Origin of the sequence: Kibdelosporangium persicum (genome assembly GCF_013280595.1) — a bacterium.
Taxonomy (GTDB): domain Bacteria; phylum Actinomycetota; class Actinomycetes; order Mycobacteriales; family Pseudonocardiaceae; genus Kibdelosporangium; species Kibdelosporangium persicum.
The window spans coordinates 209,826-227,607 of record NZ_JAAATY010000013.1; the positions used below are offsets into that span (position 1 = coordinate 209,826).

A 17,782-nucleotide genomic window follows, 5' to 3' on the forward strand; every position below is an offset into this window, starting at 1 on the left:
CCGAGTGTCCTACAGCGGCAGCCAGTCCACCTTGACCGTCACGGCCGCGAGTTCGTCCGGGATCGGTGTGACCCCGATGCCGGGCCCGGACGGCACCGTCAGGTGACCGCCGTCGAGCACGAACGGCTCGGTGATGTCCGTGCGGTAGTACCGGTCCGACGCGGACGTGTCGCCGGGCACGGTGAACCCGGGCAACGCGGCCAGTGCGACGTTGGCCGCCCGGCCGATGCCGGTCTCCAGCATCCCGCCGGCCCAGACCGGCACGCCGTTGGCCGCGCACACGTCGTGGATCCGGCGGGCCTCCAGGTAGCCGCCGACCCGGCCGGGCTTGATGTTGACGATCTGGCACGCGCCCAGCCGGATCGCGTCCGCGGCGGCCCGCGCCGAGGTGATCGACTCGTCCAGGCACACCGGCGTCGTGATCACGCGCGCCAGTTCGGCGTGCGCGTGCACGTCCTCCTCGTCGAACGGCTGCTCGATCAGCAGCAGGCCGAACGGGTCGAGCCCGGCCAGGTGCCGCGCGTCGGCCAGGGTGTACGCCGTGTTGGCGTCGACCTGCAGCAGCACGTCGTCACCGAACCGTTCGCGCACCGCGCGCACCGGCTCGATGTCCCACCCGGGTTCGATCTTGAGCTTGATCCGCAGGTACCCGGCGTCCAGGTAGCCGCCGACCGCGTCGAGCAGCTCGCCGATCGAGTTCATGATCCCGACCGACACCCCGCACGGAACGCGGTCACGCACCGCGCCCAGTTCCCGCGCCATCGACCGTCCCTGCGTGCGGAGTTCGGCGTCGAGAACGGCCGTCTCCAACGCGGCCTTGGCCATTCGGTGGCCCTTGAACCTCGCCAGTGCCGGGGCCACCGCGTTGCCGTCCAGTGCGGGCACTTCGGCCAGGGCCGGGATGAGGAACCGCGTCAGCACGTCGGCGGCCGCGTGGACGTACTCCGAGGAGTACAGCGGGTCGGCCATCGCGACGCACTCGCCCCACCCCTCGGCCTCGTCGGTGACCACCCGCAGCAGCAGGATCTCGCGGGTGGTCTCGATCCCGAAGGACGTCCGGAACGGTGCCACCAGCGGCATGCTGATCAGCCGCAGTTCGACGCCTGACAGCCTCATCGGCCCGCCTCCCTGGTCACCCGGTACCACCCGGCTCGGTCGAACCCGGTGACCCGGGCTCCTTCGGCGACCAACGTGCCCAGCACCTCCCGCATGGCGAGCCGCCATTGCCTGGCGCCACCGGGATCGGCCGTCCGCAGCGACTCGATGTCGTGCGGCGTGGCCACCAGCAGCTCCGGTCCGTCCACTGTGCCCATGACGGGCAGCCCGGCGGGCGACCGGTCGAGCGCGATCACGGCCTGGCGGTCGTCACGGGCAGTCGTGCCGGTGGAGCGCAGGTCCCACAGCACGAGCAGGCGGTCGCTCTCGTCCTCGCCGTTGATCCGGTCGCGCATGCCGCCGTAGAAGTTCGGCAGGTACTCCACCGGGGCCGCGCCGAGCTTGCTGAGGTTGAAGTACGCGTTCCGGCTGACCAGCGGGTCGAACGTCCACTCGATCGCGGTGATCCCCCGGCTGATCGCCCACGCCCGCTGGTGCAGCTTCAGGGCGAACCCGACACTGCGGCCCATCGCCGGGGCCGAGACACCGGCGACATGGCTGTGCAGCCGGACGTCCGGTGGCGTACCGAAAAAACCGACACAGGCCCCGACCAGCCGGTCGCCCTCGAACGCCCCGGAGACGTAGTTGCCCGCCTTGGTCATCGCCCGCAGCAGTTCCGTCGTCACCGGCGGGTTGGCCGGGTCCGGCCGCCAGATCTCGTCGTACAGACGGTAGACGCCGTCCAAGTCGGACAGTTCGCTGAGCTCGCGGACGACGACTCCGGCCGCCAGCGCGGCGGCGTCGGCGACGCGGATCGCGTTGTCCTCAATCAGGTCGGTCACGTCTACCATGCTGAGGGTTCGGCCGGTCTTGGTCATGGTCGCCGCCGACCAGATACCGCGGCCGGATTCGTCCGGCCCGCCAGCAGGTCGCCGACGAGCGCGCGGACCAGCGCCGTCCGCCCGGCCAGCTCCGAGATGATCACGTGCTCGTCGTCCGCGTGCGCGCCGCCGCCCACCGCGCCGAGGCCGTCCAGCGTCGCAACGCCCATGCCCGCGGTGAAGTTGCCGTCCGAACCGCCGCCGACGGACGCGCTTGTCAACGCGGGCAAGCCGAGTTCGGCGGCCAACGTGGACGCGTGAGCGAACAACGAGGCCGACGACGCGGCCTCCAGCGGCGGGCGGTTCGCGCCGCCGGTGACCTCCAGCCGTGCGCCTTCCAGCCTCGGCACCAGAGCGTGCATCGCCTTGTCCACCCGCTCCTGTTCGGCCACCGTCCGGGCGCGCACGTCCACCGCGAACTCACCGGCCGCGGGAACGGTGTTCGTGGACGTTCCCGCGGACAACAGGGTCGGGGTGACGGTCGTGCCCAGCGCGGGGTCGCCGATCTCGTTGACCACCAGGATCTGGTGGGCCAGTTCGACAGCCGCGTTGATGCCACGTTCCGGCTCCAGCCCCGCGTGCGCGGCCAGACCGTGAGCCCGTACTCGATACAGCGACACGCCCTTGCGTTCGGTTTTCAGCGCGCCCCCGTCCGCGGACGCCTCGAGCACCAGAGCCGCGACGCAGCCGACGGCCTCGGCCTGGATGAGCTCGCGCGAGCTGGGGGAGCCGATCTCCTCGTCCCCGGTGATCAAGAGCGTGATCCCGGCGCGGTCGGGGAGCGTGGCGACGGCGTGGAAGGCCATCGCCACCCCGGCCTTCATGTCGAAACAGCCAGGCCCGCGCAGCACTCCGCCTGCCACCCCGAACGGATGCGTGACCAGCGAACCCAGCGGCCACACCGTGTCGTGGTGGCCGAGCAGGAGCACACGGGCGAGGCCGTCACCGAAGCGCCAGCGCAGGTGCGTCCGCCCGTCGAGCACGATGCGCTCCGGCGCGACGCCCAGCCGCCGCGCGCCGACCCTGGCCACCACGTCCGCGCTGGCCGCGACCGCCGCCAGATCCGTGGACGGTGACTCACACGTCACCAGCTCCTGGATGTCCGCGAGGAGCTCTCCGAGCATCTCAGCCCACTTTCGGGGTCGCGCGCACACCGAAGTGCAGGTACCGCTCGCCGGTGGCCAGTTCGTAGAACGTCACCGGCACCCAGGCGCCCAGTTCCGGGTACAGGATCAGGAACAGGTCCTCGGACACCGGCACCATGGGGTACTCGTGGGCCGGCTCCTGCGTCATCTCGGCGAGCGGACCAGTCATCGTCGTGCGCAGGTTCAGGCCGTCCTCTCCCCGGAACACGTCCAGCCGCACACTCGCGCGCTCGTACGTGCCCACATGCCGGTCGAGGTCCACGGTAACCGGCTCGGCGGGCGGTTGCAGCGGTTCCGGCATCGCCACCCCGGCCAGCTCGGCGAAGATCTCCCGGTACAGGTCCTCGTACAGCGCGTGTGAGGTGCCGCCGTTGGTGAGCAACGTGACCGCGAGGCCCTCGGACGGCAGAATCCGCAGGTACGCGGCCTGCCCGATGGTGTTGCCGTCGTGGCCGATCAGCCGGTGGCCGTCCCAGTCGCACCGGAACCAGCCCAGGCCCCACGAGTCGCCGAGCATGTGCTTGTCCGGCAGGTCGACCTGCCACGACGCCATCGCCTCGGTGCTCTGTTCGCTGAGCACCCGCGTCCCGTCCGGCGCGACGCCGCCCGTCAGGTGCATCCGGGCGAACGCCAGCACGTCCGCGGCCGTGGCCGTGATCAGCCCGGCCGGGCCGGCCGATCGTTGCAGCACCCACACCGGTGCCTTGACCGGGTCGCCGTCACCCTGCGAGACGTGTCCCATGGCGGCGCGGTACAGCAGTGCCTCCTCCGGCAGCGTCACCGTGTGCTCGAGGCCCAACCGCACGAACAGCCGCTCCTTCATCGCGGCGTCCCACGTGGTGCCGGTCAGCTTCTCGATCACGCGACCGGCCAGCGAGAAACCCGAGTTGCAGTACGACCAGGTCGCGCCGAGCGGGTGGTTCTGCGCCTCGTCGGCCAACGCCGCCACGTACTTCTCCAGGCAGTCGTCGCCACGGCCGGTGTCGGTGAACACGTCGCCGTCGATGCCGCTGGTGTGCGTGAGCAGATGCCGCATGGTGACCTTGCTCGTGGTGACCGGATCGGCCAGCTTCAGCTCGGGCAGCAGATCGACGATCGGCGCGTCCAGGTCGATCAGGCCCTCGTCGACCAGCTGCATGACCACGGTCGCGGTCCAGACCTTCGAGATCGAGCCGATCTGGAACAGCGAGTCGGTGGTGGCCGGCACGCCGGTGTCCACGTTGAGCACGCCGGTCGCCGCCTCGACGAGTTCGTCCTGCTGGCCCGGCCGCATCCGCAGGATGCCGAGCGTCGCGCCGGGGACCTTGTGCCGCTTGGCCAGGACGTCCAGCCTGCGCTGCCAGTGCGCGGCGTCGATCCGCGGCCGGCGCGGCCCGGCGGCGTCCCCGGCGTACTGCTCGAGCCAGTCCACGATCCGGCGGTTGTAGTCGATCCGGTGTGACGGCTTGCCGGTGAGGATGAACACGTGCGAGGCGTCCGGGTAGAGCACGAGTTGCGTCGGCACACCGAGTTCCCGCAAGGCCGTGTGCCATTGCTGGGCCTGGGTCACCGGGCAGGTCATGTCCGCCGTCCCGTGCAGGATCAACGTGGGCGTACGCACGTTCTCCACCTGCGACAGCGGGGACATGCCGTCGTACCGTCGTCCGGTCCACGGCTGGCCGCCGAGTTCGTACTCGCTGAGGTAGCGCGCGCTCTCGCAGCTGCCCGCCATGCTGACCAGGTCCGCGACCACGCCACCGGCGACCGCGGCGGCGAACCGGTTGTCCCGGCTGGTGAGGTAGCAGGTCATGTAGCCGCCGTAGCTGTATCCGGCGACGGCGAGCCGCTGGGGATCGGCGATGCCCTGGGCGACAAGGTCGTCGATCGGCTCGAGGAAGTCCTTGGCGTCCGCTTCACCCCAGCAACCCATGGCGGCGTTGAAGAACTGCTCGCCGTAGCCGTCGCTGGCGCGTGGGTTCAGCAGCAGGACCGCCCAGCCGCGGGCGGCGAGTTCCTGGTGGTACAGGTGAATCTCGTCGGCCGCGCCGTTCCACGCGTTGTGTGGTCCACCGTGGATGTCCAGCAGCAACGGCTGCGGCCCCGCAACGGCGGGATCACGGACCAGCCAGCCGTGCACCACCGTGCCGTCGGAGATCGTGAACTCACGCTCCGCACGCGGGAACAGCTCGACATCGGCGAAACCGTAACTCGTGTGCACGGTCTCGTTGCCGGACTTGAGGTCCACCGAGACGATGTCGCCAAGGGAGTCCGGCGTCGCCAGCACGACGGCCGCGGTGCCGCCCGCGACGGACAGCCCGCCGACCACACGACCGGCGCCGGTGACGACCGGGCTGGGTGCGCCTCCGTCGACAGGCACCGAGTACAGGTGGGTGCATCCACGATCCCGGACGCAGAAGTACACCGTTCGGCCGTCCTCCGAAAGCTGCGGCGTGGCACCGGGATATCCCGGACCGCCGGGCATCACGTTGCGGTCCAGGGATTCCGCGAGGTTCACGGCATCTCCGCCGTCCAGCGGGACGCGCCACAGTCCCGCGTGCCCGGCCGGACCGGTGGGGGAACCGGCGACCAGCAACGCCGAACCGTCCGCTGTCCACACGGACGGGCCACCGAAGCCTTCCGACAGGCCGATGACCTCAGGCTCCGCGAAGTCCTTGCTGACGTCCAGGACGTGCACCGGGAACTGGAGGGTGAGATCGGCGTCGGGACCGGTCGCCGCGGTGAAGGCCAGCCTCGTGGAGTCGGGCGACCACGACGGGCCACTGGCGTGCCAGTCGCCGCTGGTCACCTGGCGGCATTCCCTGCCGGCCACGTCGAGCACGTGCAGGTGCTTGCGTACGGTCCGCAGCAGTCCGGCGCCGTCGGCCTGGTAGTCCAGCCGTTCGATCACGATCGGCCTGGTGTCGCCGGGCGTCTCGTCGGTCGCGGCCGAGAACGCGATCTTCGTGCCGTCCGGGCTCCAGACCGGCTCGCCGGCGCCCAGCGGCAGCGTGGTCAGCCGTTCGGGCTCGCCGCCGTCGATCGGCAGCAGCCAGAGCTGGGGCGGGCCGTCCTGGGCACGCAGGAACGCCACCTTCGTGCCGTCGGGCGACCAGGCCGGCGCCGTGTCGGCGCTGCCTCTGGTGAGCTGCCGCGGCCGGCTGGACGTGGTGCCGACCAGCCAGATCGCGTGGTTGTCACGGTCGGCCCCGGCGTCGGTCGTGCGCAGGACGTAGAGGCACTGGCCGCCGTCCGGGGACACGGCCGGCTGCCCCGGCACAGCGAACGTGGTCAGATCATCGATGCGCTGGCGTCGTGTCACTGGTCTCTCCTAGGTCGAGCTGTCCGGCGGGGTCGGCCGCGGCAGCGAGCAGTTCGCGGGTATAGGGGTCTTGCGGATCGGCCAGCACCTGGTCCGCGGGGCCGTGTTCGACGATCCGGCCGTGGTACATCACGGCGATGAAGTCGCTGACGTACCGGACGACAGCGAGGTTGTGCGAGATGAAGAGCATCGACAACCGCATCCGGCGCTGCAGGTCGCGCACGAGGTTGAGCACGGTGCCCTGGATGGAGACGTCGAGTGCCGAGGTGATCTCGTCGGCGATGATCACGTCCGGCTCACCGGCCAGCGCCCTGGCCAGTCCGACACGTTGCCGTTGCCCGCCGGACAGTTGGGCCGGGTACTGCCGTGCGCATTCCGCGGGCAGGCCGACCAGATCCAGCAGTGCGGCGACCCGGTCCCGGCGGTCGCGTGCCCGGCGGGGGAGGGCCTCGGCGATCGACTCCCCGATGGTCATCCGCGGGTCCAGTGCCGAGTGCGGGTCCTGGAACACCATCTGCAGGCGGCGTGCCCGATGGTCGATCGGCTGCCCGTCGAGCAGGATGCGTCCGCCGCTGACCGGCACCAGCCCGACCGCCGCCCGCGCCAATGTGGACTTGCCGGAGCCGGATTCGCCCACCAGGCCGACGATCGAGCCATGCGGGACCGTCAGGTGGACGCCGTCGGCCGCGGTCGTCGCGTGCCCGCGGGTGCCGAACCGGACGGTCACGTCTTCGAAAGTGAGCTCACTCACCACGATCACCCACCTGGACAGGGACATCGGCGTGCCAGCACGCCACCCGCCGCCCGTTGTCGGTTTCCAGCGGGGGATGGGCGGTGACGCACCGCTCAGTGGCGAGTGGACACCTTGGTGCGTAAGCACATCCGGTCGGTACTTGGGCTGCGTCGACGGGACGGCCGGGTATCACGGCCAGCGGGAGATCGCGGTCGGTCGTCATGTCGGGAACAGCGGCGAGCAGGGCACGCGTGTACGGATGGCGTGCCGCGGTGTGCAACTCGTCGGCGGGCAGGTCCTCGACGACGCGTCCCGCGTACATCACCAGAACCCGGTCACAGACCTGCGAGACGACCGTGATGTCGTGGCTGATCAGCAGCAGGGCGGCGCCGTCAGCAGCCCGGATGGTGCGCAGCAGCCGTAACACCTGCCGCTGCACGGTCACGTCCAGCGCGGTCGTCGGTTCGTCGGCGATGATCAGCGCCGGCTTGCCCATCAGGCCCATGCCGATCATCGCGCGCTGCCGCATCCCGCCGGAGAACTCGTGCGGGTATTGGCGTGCCCGCCGCTCCGGGTCGGGAATCCGCACCGCACGCAGCCGGTCGACGGCCCGTTGCCACGCCTGTTTGCGGCTCGCGCCTTGGTGCTGTTCGGCGACCTCGGCCAGTTGCCGCCCGATGCGCATCGCCGGATTGAGCGACGTCATGGGGTCCTGGAACACCATCGCCAACGACGTGCCCAGCAGGCGCCGATGCACGCGGTCGTCGCCGTTGCGCAGATCCCGGCCCTGGAAGGTCAACCGCTGCGCGTCGACCTGTCCTGGATGCTCGATCAGCCGCGCGACGGCCAGCGCGGTCAAACTCTTGCCGGACCCGGACTCGCCGACGATCCCGACCGCTTCACCTTGTCCCACCGTGAAACTGACACCGCGCACGGGCGTCACGCCCGGGAAGGCGACCCGCAGGTCCTCCACCACCAGAACGGCGTCGTCGTCCGTCGGCACAGCAGAAGCCGCCTCGGTCCGGCGGAGTTTGACCGGCGCCGTGTGCCGGGTGAATCCCTTCGACAGGGCTTCGCCGAAGAGGTGGAACGCCAGACCGGCGACGACCACGGCGACGCCCGGGGCGATGGCCGCGGCGGGCCGCAGGTAGATGCCTTGCAGCCCTTCGCCGAGCAGCCTGCCCCAGTCGTACTCCGGTGGCTGCACACCGAGACCGAGGAACGACAGGCCCGCGAAGGCGAGCAACGCGGCGCCCGCGGCCATGGTCGCGTTGATCACCAGCGGCTCGGCGACGTTCGGCAGGATGTGCCGCACCAGCAACCGGATCCGGCCGGCACCCGCGACCCGCGCCGCGGCCACGTAGTCCAGCCCGGCGACCTTGGCGACGAGCGTCTGCACCAGCCGGGCGAACCCCGGCGCGGTGGCGAAGCCGATGGCCAGCAACGAACCGGTCGTGCCCGGGCCGATGACCACCGCGAAGAACAGGGCCAGCAGCAGAGCGGGGAACGCCACCGCGATGTTGACCACCGCGGTGACGACCCGGCCCGCCCGGCGGCCGAGGACAACCGGCACCGCACCCAGCACCAGCCCGGCCAGCACTCCGATCGCGGTCGCCAGCAACGCCAGCCGCACCGAAAGCCCTGTCGCGACAAGGACTCTGAGGAACACGTCCCGGCCGAGGTTGTCCGTGCCCATCCAGTGCTCGGCGGTCGAACCCCGCGAGATCTGTGCCGTGTCCACGGCGTTGGCCTGGTCGGTCCACACAAGCGGCGCGATCACGGCGAGCACCAGCACGGCGAGCAGCAGGACTGCCGCGCTCAGGCCCAGTGGCGTGCGCAGAATCCGTTTCACCGGTCAGCTCTCCCTGATCGTCGAACGCGGATCCAGCACGGCGAGCAGGACGTCGACCGCCAGGTTGATCAGCAGCACGCCGAGGCCGTAGACGAGTACGACGCCCTGCACCACCGGGTAGTCCTTGGCCAGGATCGACTGGACGATCGTGCTGCCCAGGCCCGGCCAGGCGAACACGTTCTCCACCAGCACCGTCCCGGCGACCAGGGCGCCGAGCAGCAGCCCGCCGACGGTGACGGTGGCCGTCAACGCGTTGGGCAGCACGTGCCGCAAGGTGATCAGCCACTGCGGCAGTCGTTTCGCCCTGGCCGTGCGGACGTGGTCGGCCTCGAACACGGCGAGCATCTCCACGCGCATGATGCGGGCCAGCACCGCGCCCGGCGCGATCATGAGGGCCAGCACCGGCAGGATGTACGAGTCGAAACCGTCCCGGCCCGCGACCGGCAGCCAGGCCAGCCGCACACCGAACACGTAGATCAGGCCGACCGCGAGCAGGAACTCCGGGACGACGGCCAGCACGGCGCTGGTCGCGGTGAACCCGAGCTCGGCGGGGCGGCGGCGCCCACCCCGCGTGAGCACCGCCATCCCCGCGCCGAGCGGGATCGCCACGGCGAACGCCAGCGCGGCCGCGTAGCCGGCCAGCTCCAGCGTCGCCGGCAACCGGTCGCCGATCACCTGTGCCACCGGCAATCCGGACACCATCGAACTGCGCATGTCCAAGGTGAGCAGATCGCCGAGATAGTTCAGGTACTGCAACCACAACGGGTCGTTGAGCCCCAGCGCGGCCCGTCGTGCCTCGACCAGCTGCACCGAGGCCGACGGCCCGAGCGCCGCCCGGACGGGATCACCCGGGATCACGTGGATCATCAGGAACGCGGCCGTGATCAGGACCCACAGGGAGACCAGCAGCCGGCCGGCCCGGCGGACCGCGAACCCGAGCCAGGGACTGTCCCAGTGTGTTCGGCTGATGGCCGCCGTCATGCGCCGAGCATCCGGATCGTGCCGGGTGCGAGGCTGCCTTCGGTGAGCTCGAAGGTCGCGCCCTTGCCGAAGATGGGACGGTTGGCGTTGGCGAACGGCACGACGTCGACGTTCTCGGCGAGCGCCCGCTCGGCCTCGGCCCACTTGCCGCAGCCCGCCGTGCCCGCGATCACGGACGCCTCCTGCACCAACGCGGCGTACTTCGAGTTCTGGATACCGGCGAAGTTGGTGCCGTTCGGCGGCGTCGGCCCGGAGACGAACGGGACGATCGCACCGGGACTCGAGACGTTCAACGGGACGATGCCCGCGTCCCACGAGCCCTGGCCCGCGACGATCACCTGGCTGAGCTCGGCGTGCGTGCCGCCCTTCATCGACACCTCGACACCGGCCTCCTGCCAGAACTTCTGCATCAGCTCGGCTGTGGCCTGCATGGTCGTGCCCAGTTCGGTGGTGTAGAAGAGGGTGATCGCCAGCCGTTTGCCGTCCTTGACGCGAATGCCGTCCGATCCGGCTCGCCAGCCGGCCGTGTCGAGCGTGGTCTTCGCGGCCGCCAGGTCGTGCGCGGGCAGCCTGCCGCTGATGGTGTCCGGATCGCACGGCGTCATGCCCGGTGCGACAAGGCCTTTGGCGAGCTGGCCGGTCCCGCTGGTCAGCACCTGCGTGAGCTGGCCGAGGTCGAGCGCCTGTGTCAGTCCTCGGCGGACCGCGGCGTCCGCGCCCGGCAGACCGGGTTTCTGGTTGAACCACAGTTCGCCGAACATCGCCATCACGTCCCGCTGCACCGCTTTCTGCGCCTGCAGGCGTTGCTGGTCCGGCCCGATCACCCCGGCGGCGTTGGCCTCGCCGGACACCAGCAGGTTCACCGCGGTGCTCTCGTTGGCGACGATGCGCAGGGTCACCTTGTCCGGCAGGCCCTGTTGGTCGGCCTTCCAGTCGCCGGGACCCCACGCGTAGTCCTTGCGCCGTTCGAGCGTGTAGTGGTCAGCGGGGACGACCTCGGTCACGGTGAACATGCCGGTGCCGCTGGCACCCTGTTTGAGCAGGTCGCGGTCCTTCATTCCCTTGTCGCACACGATGTGCAGCGCGCCGACCGCGCGGTCGAGGAACGAGTTCGGCACCGGCGAGGTGACCGTCACCGTCCCGGCGGCGTCATCGGCGGTGGCGGTCGCGCCGGGCGGGACGTAGACGCCGATCCGGCTGGACGAGTTCTTCGGATCGCCGACGAAGTTGATGTTCGCGGCCACCGTGGCCGCGGTCAGCGGGCTGCCGTCGGAGCACGTGATTCCCTTGCGCAGGGTGAACTTCGCCGTGGTGGTGGTCGCCTCCCACTTCTCGGCGAGGTTGGGAACGCTGGTGCCGTCCTTGTCGAAGGCGACCAGTGAGTCGTACAGGAACCGGTCGACCTGCATGGTCACCGAGAGAGAGGTGAAGTGCGGGTCGAGGTTGCCCGGGTCACCGGGCAGGACCATGGTGAACGTCTTGCCGTTGACCAGGTTCTGGCTCCCGGCGTCGCCGCCGGTGCCGCCGCAGGCCGCGAGGCTCAGCGCCGCCGTGCCCGCCACCGCGATTCTCAGGACCGATCTCATCTGGCCTCCAAGGGCGTTTCCCCTCGTGGGGAGCCTGCCCCTGCCGGTCCCGGCTGTCTTCGTGCGCGCGAACCAGATATCGCCTTCGCTCTCGTCGGACGGCCCGAACGCGGTCTGTTACCGTGCTGTCCGGATCGTCGCTGACGGGGGAAACATGCGCATGATCAGGTTGTGGGGGACGGCGCTGCTGACCGCCGCGTTGCTGGCCGGTTGCGACAGCACGGAGACGAAGCCGGACCCTGAAGTGAGTGCCGGTGACGGCTCGATCGGCGCGGACGGCTCGGCGTGCCCGTTGCCGGTCACGTTCGACCTGCCGAAGGGCTGGCAGGCGGAGGCCGTGCCCGGCGACGACTTCCGGATGGGGGAAGTGACACTGGCCTGTGAGATCGACGCCAAACCCGCGGGCATGATCGGCTTCATCCGGGTGTTCACCGGTGAGACGAAGGGCACCGCTGAGTCGGCGTTGAAGGCCTTCGTGCAGGACTACAAAGGCAAGGGCGAAGGGGACGCGCAGGAGGCGTACACGGCCATCAAGGTCGGCGGAGTGGACGGCGTGGAGGTCGAGTACGTCAACAGGCCGACCAGCGGCACGAGCAAGCGGGAACGTGCGTTCGCGTTGCGGCCCGGCACCACGGCAGTCGTAGTGCATCTCGGCGGCATCGACGACGCCGAGCACGACAGCATGCTGTCGAGCTACCAGCTCGTGCGGAAGACCGTCGCACTTCGCTGACGACCGCCTTGGGGGTTGGCCGGCGGCGGAAAATCAGGTGGCCTCGGCGTACTGCCTGGGTAGGGTCGGGCGGTGCCCGAGCTGAAGCGGCTGCATGCCGGTCATGCCCCGGCGGTCCTCGCCTTCGAGCTGGCGAACCGCGCCTACTTCGCCGCGTCCGTCCCCGATCGCGGCGATGACTTCTTCGAACAGTTCACCGACCGGTTCACCGCGTTGCTGGCCGAGCAGGATGCCGGCATCTGCGCTTTCCACGTGCTCGTCGCCGAAGACGGCTCGGTACTCGGCAGGTTCAACCTGGTCGACATCGAAGACCACACCGCACAACTCGGCTACCGGGTCGCGCAGCACGTTACCGGCCGTGGCGTGGCCACCGCGACCGTTCGGGAACTGTGCCGGTTGGCGTCCGCCCAGTACGGACTGCGCGTACTGCGGGCGGCCGCCGCCCGCCAGAACGTCGCATCCCAGAAGGTGCTGATGAAAGCCGGGTTCGTCGCCGTCGGCGCGGCCGACCCGTCCCACCTCGGCGGCAAGCCAGGCACGTGGTACCAGCGCAACCTAGGCGCCACAAACCCCACCCCTCCCCCTCGTGAGTGTTTATCAGGGTTAGAACACGGATAAACACTCACGAGGGGGCGTTGGTGCTCGATCGCACGTGGGATGTTTGGGGGTTGGCGCCCATGAGATCATCCTCGGCGTGACCGAGCAGTCCGGATGGGTCCCTGAAAGTGTTGACGACCGACTGCCGAGTGCGGCACGGGTTTATGACTTCCTGTTGGGCGGCGGGCACAACTTCGCCGTCGACCGGATGGTCGGCGAGAAGGTGCTCGCCGTGCAGCCCGACGGCAGGCTGATCGCCGCGTCGAACCGGGCGTTCATGGGACGCGCGGTGCGCTACATGATCGGCCAGGGCATCACGCAGTTCCTCGACCTGGGCTCCGGCATCCCGACGGTGGGCAACGTCCATGAGGTCGCGCAGAAGGTCAACCCGGACGCTCGTGTGGTGTACGTCGACTACGACGAGGTCGCCGTGTCGCACAGCGAGCTCATGCTGGGCGCCAACGACAACGCCACCATCGTGCGCGCTGATCTGTGTGTCCCGGACGAGGTTCTTGCCGCTCCTGAGCTGCGCCGGCTGCTGGACTTCGACCGGCCGCTCGGCTTGCTGATGGTGGCGGTGTTCCACTTCGTGGCCGACGAACGCAACCCGTCCGCGATCATCGCGCGCTACCGCGAGCACTTGGCGCCGGGCAGCCTGTTCGCGTTGTCCCACCTCACCGCGGATCACGCGCCGGACCAGATGGCGGGAGTCGTCGAGGCGATGAAGAACAGCCGGGACCCGATGTACTTCCGCCCGTACGACGAGGTCGCCGCCCTGTTCGACGGGTTCGACCTGGTGGAGCCGGGCGTGGTCAGTGCGCCGAAGTGGCATCCGGAGATAGGCGTGCAGATCGACCCGGTCGAGGGCGTCTATGCCGGCGTGGGCCGCAAGCCTGCCCAGGTCCAAAAGTCCACAATGGAATAGTCGGTATCCCGGATTTCCGGTCGCTCAAACGGATCGGCGCCTGTCGGCGTTGAGTGGCTCGCTCGATCGAGGTAGCCGGCAGTGGCCAGGCGCACGGAGACGTTGTCCTCGGCCGGTCATTTCGTGGCGCAGATCGCCGGTTTCGGCCACGTGGGCACGTATCTCTGCCATTCCTGGTCGGACAGGTCGGCGCCGATGGCCGCACACACCTGGTCGGCTACCCGCGCCGGGTCGGTGGTCCACAGCAGGACGTTTCCGGTGACCCCGCCGGTCATCAGGCCGTTCGGGGTATAGGCGACGCCTGCGAGGCCGGTGCCCGCGCTGAGGATCGTCGTCGTCGATCGGGTGGCCGTGTTCCACAGCCGGACCGTTTTGTCCAACGATGTGCTGGCCAGTTCGTGTCCGTCCGGGGAGAAGGCCAGTTTGAGGACTTCGCCCGTGTGGCCTGTCAGCGTGGCGATCAGTTTGCGGCCGGCGACGTCCCACAGGCGGATGGTCTTGTCGTCGCCCGCGCTGGCCAGCAGTGTTCCGTCAGGGCTGAACACGACGTCGCGCACCACGCTGGTGTGGCCTGCCAACGGTTCCCCGATCGGGGCCCGAGTCGTTACGTCCCATAGGCGGACCGTCTTGTCGTTGGCGCCGGTGGCGAGGGTGCGGCCGTCGGGGCTGAACGCTATCCCGGTCACGGAATTCGTATGCCCGGTGAGCGGCGCCCCGGAGGGCAAGCGAGTGGCTACGTCCCACAACCGGACGGTCATGTCCATGCCCGCGGTGGCCACCAGGCGTCCGTCGGGGCTGAACGTCAGGCCGCGGACCCAGTCGACATGCCCGGTGAGCGGCGTCCCAATCGGTGCGTGGCTCACGGTGTCCCACAGCCGCAGTGTTCCGTCCCAGCTGCCCGTCGCCAGTATCCCGCCCTGCGGGCTGAACGCCATCGCACGGACTTCGGCGGTGTGTCCGCTGAGGGGCGCTTCGAGTGGTTCCCGTGTGGTGGTCGCCCACAACCGCGCCGTCCGGTCATCGGCGGCGGTGCCCAGGAGACGGCCGTCAGGACTCACCGTCATGGCGTAGACAGCGTCGGTGTGCGCGGGCATGAGGGTTCCCCGCAGTGACCAGATCAGTGTCGTACCGTCCGAGTCGCCGCCTGCGAGCGCGGAGCCGTCGGGGCTGAACGTGATGTTGAGGACGCTGCTCGTCGATCCGGTGAGTGCGGAGCCTTGCTGCCGTCCGCTGGTGATGTCCCAGATCCGCACCGTCTTGTCCCAGCTGCTGGAGGCCAGCGTGCGGCCGTCCGCGCTGAACGCCACGCCGTAGGTGACGTTGGTGTGCCCGGTCAACGGGGCTCCCACTGGCGTTCGGGTCGCCACGTCCCATAGGCGCACTGTCTTGTCCGCGCTGGTTGAGGCGAGGAGTCTCCCGTCCCGGCTGAACGCGACACCGTTGGTGACGTTGGTATGGCCGGTCAACGGGGCTCCGGCCGGGGCTCGGGTCGCCAGGTTCCATAGGCGCACTGTCTTGTCGTTGCTCGATGTGGCCGCTGTGACGCCGTCGATGCTGAGGGCTATCCCGGTGATCGGACCGGTGTGACCGACCATCGGCTCGCCGGCCGCGGTCCGGGTGACGGCGTCCCAGGTCCGCACGGTGCCGTCGGCGCCACCGGTGACGAGCAGGCGTCCGTTGGTGCTGAACGCGATGCCGGTGACGGTGCTCGTGTGCCCGGTCATGGGCTCACCGATCGGTTGGCGGCGCGCGACGTCCCACAGCCGTACGGTCCGGTCGTAGGACGCGGTCGCCAGGATTGTCCCATTAGGACTGAACGCCAGACCGTTCACTATCCCGGTGTGCCCGGTCAAGGGGGCGCCGATCGGGGTCCGGGTCGCCACGTCCCACAGGCGCACGGTCGCGTCTCCTGCCGAGGTGGCCAGGATGCGGCCGTCCTGGCTGTACGCCACGTCGCGCACCTCGCCCGTGTGACCGCGCAGCCGGGTGGGCAGCGGGTATGCCTGGGTGCTGATCAGGCTGTCACGACTGGCCGGAACCTCCGGCGCTATCCGCCACGCGGCGAGGCTGAACTGGGCGGCACGCAAGGGATCGGTCTCGCGTAGCGCGGTGGCCTCAGCGACAAGTTGACGCGCGACCGCCACCCGGTGTTGGTCACGCGCGTCAGAGCGCTGCTGCAAAGTGATCACGGAGGCGGTGGCAAGCAGCGCCACTACCGCCGCGGTGGCCACCCGCAGGCGAAGCGTGCGCCGTTTGCGTAATCGGGCCTGCTTGTCCCGCAACTGGATCGCGGCGTCGAGGAACTCACGTTCGTCGGCGTTGAGACTGGCCGCTCGATGCGTCGGGCCGGCCCACGCAATCACCTGGTCGAGCTGGGTTGCCCGGTAGAGCAACTCGGGGTCGCGTCCGGAGGACTGCCAGACCTGGGTCGCGTCGGTGATCCTGCGATGAAGCAGCACACTTTCGCGGTCGTCGGTGAGCCAGCGACTCAGCCGGGGCCAGGCGCGGATCAGCGCCTCGTGTGCGACCTCGACGCTGTCGGTGCCGATGACGACGAGCCGGGCGGCGGCGAGCTTGTCCAGCACCCGGCTCACGATGGCCGGGTCGCCGACAGTGGCCAGTTCGCCGTGGCGCACACGGCGCCGGGTGTCGCCGATGCCGTCGCCGAGCGCGATCAGTCGCACGAAAACCTGACGGGCCACTTCCTGTTCCGCGGCATCGAAGTCGGCGTACAGGCACTCGGCAGTCTGGGCGAGAGCGCCGTGCACGCCGCCACACACCTGGTAGCCCGCACGGGTCATGGTGTTGTTGCGCCGGTGACGCCAGGTTTCCAGCAGCGCGTGCGACAACAGCGGCAGCCCGCCGGGTTCGTCGGTGATGTCGGCGATCATGGTCGCGACGAGTTCCCGCTCGACGGTCAGCCCGGCCATCGCCGCCGGCTGGGTGATCGCGGACCGCAGCTCGTCCCGGGTCATCGGGCCGACGAGCACCTGGGCACCCTGCCGGAGCACCTCCAGCAGGCCGGGATGGGTCGCACAGTGCCCGTAGAAGTCGGCGCGGACACCCAGGACGACCTGGGCCACCCGGCCCGGGCCTTGGGCGGCGTCCAGCAGGACGTCGACGAACTCGGCCCGTTCCGCCGCGTCCGGGCACAGCGTGAACAACTCCTCGAACTGGTCGACCAGCAGCAGGACCCGGGTGCCGCCGGTGGGGTCGGCGTGGCGCAGCGCCCGGTCGAGCCAGCCGGGTTCGCCGCGGTCTGGTTCACCGCCGCACAGCTCCGCGACGGCTCGGGCGAGCTCCCGCAGCGGCTGACCAGTGGGCGTCACCAGAACGCAGGACCATTGGTGTCCGGAAAACGCGGGGTGCGAGCGGGTCGCGGGAATGAGCCCCGCGCGGATCAACGAGGATTTCCCGCTACCTGAGGCTCCGAACACCGTGACGACCGGCGTGCGGGTGACCTGGTGGACAAGGTGCTCGACCAGACTGTCGCGACCGAAGTAGCGATCGGCGTCGTCGGGCTGAAACGCGGCCAATCCGAGGTAAGGCGAGGGGCCGTCCGAAGCCGGGCGGTCCGGCGTCAACTCCTCGGCAAGCGCCCGATAACGCGTCTCCCATACCTGGGGGTCGCCGCCGCACGCCTGCACGTACGCCAACGTGACGGTCAACGACGGCAACGTCTGCCCGCCCGCCGCCTCGGCCAACGCCGTCGCCGAATAGTGCGCGCGTCTGGACAACTCCCGATAGCCGGGCTGTCCCGCCCTTAACCGCAACTGTCGCAGCTCGAACGCGAAACGCTGTAACGAACCCGCATCTGGATCAAGTGGACGCTCACGCCTGCCCATCCCTGCCCCCAGTGGCCCGGATCTTTGTTTGTTCAGCAGCGCGAACGGTACTGAACAAACGTCGCGATGCTATATCTCGAATCGGCAGGACCCAGTTACACGAATGTCCGGGGC

12 protein-coding genes are annotated in these 17,782 nt (G+C 69.8%); 3 read left to right on the top strand and 9 right to left on the bottom strand.

From position 1 onward, the window contains the following. Nucleotides 1-9: 9 nt before the first annotated feature. The 8 genes from menC to GC106_RS23850 are packed head-to-tail and all read right to left on the bottom strand — an operon-like array spanning nucleotide 10 to nucleotide 11,571. Nucleotides 10-1,116 carry an o-succinylbenzoate synthase gene (menC, locus tag GC106_RS23815; protein WP_173134756.1) on the bottom strand — a complete coding sequence of 369 codons (1,107 nt, stop codon included), beginning with the start codon at nucleotides 1,114-1,116 and terminating at the stop codon, nucleotides 10-12. Further along, on the bottom strand, nucleotides 1,113-1,946 hold the full coding sequence (locus GC106_RS23820) for a GNAT family N-acetyltransferase (RefSeq protein ID WP_173134873.1): 834 nt from the start codon (nucleotides 1,944-1,946) through the stop codon (nucleotides 1,113-1,115). Before GC106_RS23820 ends, menC begins: the two co-directional genes overlap by 4 nt. Before the next feature lie 23 nt (nucleotides 1,947-1,969). After that, the gene (locus tag GC106_RS23825; RefSeq protein WP_173134757.1) at nucleotides 1,970-3,100 is read right to left on the bottom strand and encodes a M20 family metallopeptidase; all 1,131 of its coding nucleotides are present in this window, start codon (nucleotides 3,098-3,100) and stop codon (nucleotides 1,970-1,972) included. A 1-nt stretch (nucleotide 3,101) separates the two neighbouring features. Beyond that, the gene (locus GC106_RS23830) at nucleotides 3,102-6,419 is read right to left on the bottom strand and encodes a serine hydrolase (RefSeq protein ID WP_173134759.1); all 3,318 of its coding nucleotides are present in this window, start codon (nucleotides 6,417-6,419) and stop codon (nucleotides 3,102-3,104) included. Next, a complete protein-coding gene (locus GC106_RS23835) occupies nucleotides 6,394-7,170 on the bottom strand; it encodes an ABC transporter ATP-binding protein (RefSeq protein WP_173134761.1) in 777 nt (258 codons plus the stop codon). Before GC106_RS23835 ends, GC106_RS23830 begins: the two co-directional genes overlap by 26 nt. Next, entirely contained in the window at nucleotides 7,163-9,004 is a 1,842-nt protein-coding gene (locus tag GC106_RS23840) for a dipeptide/oligopeptide/nickel ABC transporter permease/ATP-binding protein (protein WP_312872806.1), read from the bottom strand. The genes GC106_RS23835 and GC106_RS23840 overlap by 8 nt, the downstream gene beginning before the upstream one ends. A gap of 3 nt (nucleotides 9,005-9,007) precedes the next feature. Next, on the bottom strand, nucleotides 9,008-9,985 hold the full coding sequence (locus tag GC106_RS23845) for an ABC transporter permease (protein WP_173134763.1): 978 nt from the start codon (nucleotides 9,983-9,985) through the stop codon (nucleotides 9,008-9,010). Continuing rightward, nucleotides 9,982-11,571, bottom strand: a complete 1,590-nt coding sequence (locus GC106_RS23850; protein WP_173134766.1) for an ABC transporter substrate-binding protein — start codon at nucleotides 11,569-11,571, stop codon at nucleotides 9,982-9,984. Before GC106_RS23850 ends, GC106_RS23845 begins: the two co-directional genes overlap by 4 nt. Before the next feature lie 160 nt (nucleotides 11,572-11,731). On the opposite strand from GC106_RS23850, the gene GC106_RS23855 reads away from it, so the two are divergent. From GC106_RS23855 to GC106_RS23865, 3 genes are all read left to right on the top strand, one after another. Then, a complete protein-coding gene (locus tag GC106_RS23855; protein WP_217280862.1) occupies nucleotides 11,732-12,301 on the top strand; it encodes a lipoprotein in 570 nt (189 codons plus the stop codon). Between the two features lie 72 nt (nucleotides 12,302-12,373). After that, nucleotides 12,374-12,919 carry a GNAT family N-acetyltransferase gene (locus GC106_RS23860; protein ID WP_173134769.1) on the top strand — a complete coding sequence of 182 codons (546 nt, stop codon included), beginning with the start codon at nucleotides 12,374-12,376 and terminating at the stop codon, nucleotides 12,917-12,919. A gap of 76 nt (nucleotides 12,920-12,995) precedes the next feature. Further along, nucleotides 12,996-13,823, top strand: a complete 828-nt coding sequence (locus GC106_RS23865; RefSeq protein WP_173134772.1) for an SAM-dependent methyltransferase — start codon at nucleotides 12,996-12,998, stop codon at nucleotides 13,821-13,823. 116 nt (nucleotides 13,824-13,939) lie between these two features. Here GC106_RS23865 and GC106_RS23870 read toward each other — a convergent pair whose 3' ends face one another. Continuing rightward, a complete protein-coding gene (locus tag GC106_RS23870; RefSeq protein ID WP_173134775.1) occupies nucleotides 13,940-17,596 on the bottom strand; it encodes a WD40 repeat domain-containing protein in 3,657 nt (1,218 codons plus the stop codon). Between the last annotated feature and the right edge of the window lie 186 nt (nucleotides 17,597-17,782).

Coding starts and splice junctions, on each gene's coding strand:
- menC (WP_173134756.1), bottom strand. CDS start 1,116: ATGAGGCTGTCAGGCGTCGAACTGCGGCTGATCAGCATGCCGCTGGTG.
- GC106_RS23820 (WP_173134873.1), bottom strand. CDS start 1,946: ATGGTAGACGTGACCGACCTGATTGAGGACAACGCGATCCGCGTCGCC.
- GC106_RS23825 (WP_173134757.1), bottom strand. CDS start 3,100: ATGCTCGGAGAGCTCCTCGCGGACATCCAGGAGCTGGTGACGTGTGAG.
- GC106_RS23845 (WP_173134763.1), bottom strand. CDS start 9,985: ATGACGGCGGCCATCAGCCGAACACACTGGGACAGTCCCTGGCTCGGG.
- GC106_RS23850 (WP_173134766.1), bottom strand. CDS start 11,571: ATGAGATCGGTCCTGAGAATCGCGGTGGCGGGCACGGCGGCGCTGAGC.
- GC106_RS23855 (WP_217280862.1), top strand. CDS start 11,732: ATGATCAGGTTGTGGGGGACGGCGCTGCTGACCGCCGCGTTGCTGGCC.